Origin of the sequence: Kitasatospora sp. NPDC004799, assembly GCF_040609095.1 — a bacterium.
Lineage (GTDB): Bacteria > Actinomycetota > Actinomycetes > Streptomycetales > Streptomycetaceae > Kitasatospora.
Map to the genome: position 1 here is coordinate 1 of NZ_JBEXJK010000657.1, position 2,733 is coordinate 2,733.

The window sequence follows — 2,733 nt, forward strand, 5'->3', positions numbered from 1 at the left end:
CGATGCCCAGCTGGCGGTAGGCGCGGGTGGTCTCGCCGATCTTCTCGGTGGGGAAGTCCGCGAAGCAGATGGAGATGTCCATCGCGGTGATGACCAGCTCGACGACCTTGGCGAAGGTGGCGGCGTCGAACGAGTCGTCGTCGCGCAGGAACTTCATCAGGTTCAGCGAGGCGAGGTTGCAGCTGGAGTTGTCCAGGTGCATGTACTCGGAGCAGGGGTTGGACGCGTTGATGCGGCCGGACTCCGGGCAGGTGTGCCAGTGGTTGATGGTGGAGTCGTACTGGATCCCGGGGTCGGCGCAGGCCCAGGCGGCCTCGGCCATCTTGCGGAACAGCTTCTTCGCGTCGACGGTCTCGATGACCTCGCCGGTCATCCGGGCGCGCAGGCCGAATTCGGTGCCGTTCTCGACCGCGGTCATGAATTCGTCGTTGACGCGGACCGAGTTGTTGGCGTTCTGGTACTGGACGGAGGTGATGTCGTCCCCGCCGAGGTCCATGTCGAAGCCCGCGTCGCGCAGGGCGCGGATCTTCTCCTCCTCCTTCACCTTGGTCTCGATGAAGGCCTCGACGTCCGGGTGGTCCACGTCGAGCACGACCATCTTGGCCGCGCGGCGGGTGGCGCCACCGGACTTGATGGTGCCGGCCGAGGCGTCGGCGCCGCGCATGAAGGAGACCGGGCCGGAGGCGTTGCCGCCGGAGGACAGCAGCTCCTTGGAGGAGCGGATCCGGGAGAGGTTGAGGCCGGCGCCGGAGCCGCCCTTGAAGATCATGCCCTCTTCCTTGTACCAGTCGAGGATCGACTCCATGGAGTCGTCGACGGACAGGATGAAGCAGGCGCTGACCTGCTGGGGCTGCTTGGTGCCGACGTTGAACCAGACCGGCGAGTTGAAGCTGAACACCTGGTGGAGGAGGGCGTGGGTCAGCTCGTGCTCGAAGATCTCGGCGTCGTCCTTGGAGGCGAAGTAGCCGTTCTTCTCGCCGGCGGCGCGGTAGGTGAGCACCACGCGGTCGATGATCTGCTTCAGGCTCCACTCGCGCTGCGGGGTGCCGACGGCGCCGCGGAAGTACTTGGACGTGACGATGTTGACGGCGTTGACCGACCAGAAGTCGGGGAACTCCACTCCGCGCTGCTCGAAGTTGATCGAGCCGTCGCGCCAGTTGGTCATGACGACGTCGCGCCGCTCCCAGCGGACCTCGTCGTACGGGTGCACGCCAGGAGTGGTGTAGATGCGCTCCATCCGGAGACCGCCCTTCGGGGCCTTGGCGCCCTTGGCCGCGGCCTTCTCGGACTTCGACCCGCGTGCGGAACCGCTCGTGGTGTCTGTCACTTCTCGCTCCTCCTCCTGGGCAAACGCCCGAAGTGCCCCGAAAAGTCCGGGCACTGCTGGTTCGTTCTTCCGGTGTGCGGGCAGGCGGAGACCTTGCCTGCTTACGCACGGTTTGTAGTGTTCTGTGCCCGATTTCCGGGCACGCGTGGGCCCCGTGGGGCCGTGATGGCGCGGAGGGGCCCACCCGGGGCCCGGTGCCGGTGCCCCTAGGGCGCGGCGGCGGAGACGGACACGCAGGTGTCGTCCGCCTCGGGGGTGCGGGGCCGTTCGGCGCGGAGTTCCGCGATGGCGGCCTCGAAGTCTTCCAGTCCGTCGTACGCCTGGTACACGGAGGCGAAGCGCAGGTACGCGACCACGTCGAGCTCCTTGAGCGGACCGAGTATGGCCAGCCCCACGTCGTGGGTGGTCAGCTCGACGTTGCCGCTGGCGCGCACGCACTCCTCGACCCGCTGGCCGAGCTGGGCCAGCGCGTCCTCGGTGACCGGGCGGCCCTGGCAGGCCTTGCGGACGCCGGTGATGACCTTCTGCCGGGAGAACGGCTCGGTGACGCCGCTGCGCTTGATGACCATCAGCGCGGCCGTCTCCACCGTGGTGAAGCGGCGGCCGCAGTCCGGGCACTGCCGACGACGGCGGATGCAGCTGCCGTCCTCGGTGGTCCGGCTGTCGACAACACGGCTGTCGGAGTGCCGGCAGAAGGGGCAGTGCACCTCGGGATCCCTCCCTGGCAGAACGTTCGGACCGGTTGAGTCTATGCGATGCGCCCCCGGCCTCGGCAAGCTGATCATGCGGGGCGACCACTAGTACTGGGCACGGAGAGGACTGTAGCCACTACATCTAGGCCCTGGGGGGAGGTGAGCGCCTTGGCGTGTCGGCGCCGATTAGACTGCCGGAGTCGGGTTTCACTCGAACATTTACTCGATGTACAACAAAGCCTTGATCGAGTCAGTCAACTCCCGAATAATTCACTCGAACGTGTGTTTGGCGCAACCTTTCGATAGGAGGCGCGTTGGGCTGGAAAAGGGAGAGGACAGCCGTCGAGAGGGGCCGCCGTGAACACGATCGAAAGCAACACCATCCCGGTGCAGGAACACTCCCAGTTCAAGGTGGGGCAGCGCACCACGAATCAGCAGGGTCTGGACATCAGCATGGACCGTAGCGAAGACCACCGTCTCCCCGGCGCGGCCCTTTCCGGGGCGCCCCGCGTTCCCGACCAGCCGATCGAACACTCCGCCGCCGTGGACGACGCCCACCCCTCGCCCGGCCGCGCGATGCCCGGTCGCCCCCCCGGCATCCGCACCGACGAGGCCGGCCTCACCGAGCGCCAGCGCCGGGTGATCGAGGTCATCCGGGATTCCGTCCAGCGCCGCGGCTACCCGCCGTCCATGCGCGAGATCGGCCAGGCCGTC

General features: G+C 67.3%; 1 protein-coding gene and 2 pseudogenes. 1 reads left to right on the plus strand and 2 read right to left on the minus strand.

Features of this window, described 5'->3' with window-relative positions; all coding sequences use genetic code 11:
- A pseudogene (locus ABZW03_RS39540) lies at nt 1–1,327 on the minus strand (vitamin B12-dependent ribonucleotide reductase); the annotation flags it as partial.
- A gap of 206 nt (nt 1,328–1,533) precedes the next feature.
- A complete protein-coding gene (nrdR, locus tag ABZW03_RS39545) occupies nt 1,534–2,034 on the minus strand; it encodes a transcriptional regulator NrdR (protein ID WP_355269526.1) in 501 nt (166 codons plus the stop codon).
- A gap of 342 nt (nt 2,035–2,376) precedes the next feature.
- On the opposite strand from nrdR, the pseudogene ABZW03_RS39550 reads away from it, so the two are divergent.
- Nucleotides 2,377–2,733 (plus strand): annotated as a pseudogene (locus ABZW03_RS39550) (hypothetical protein); the annotation flags it as partial.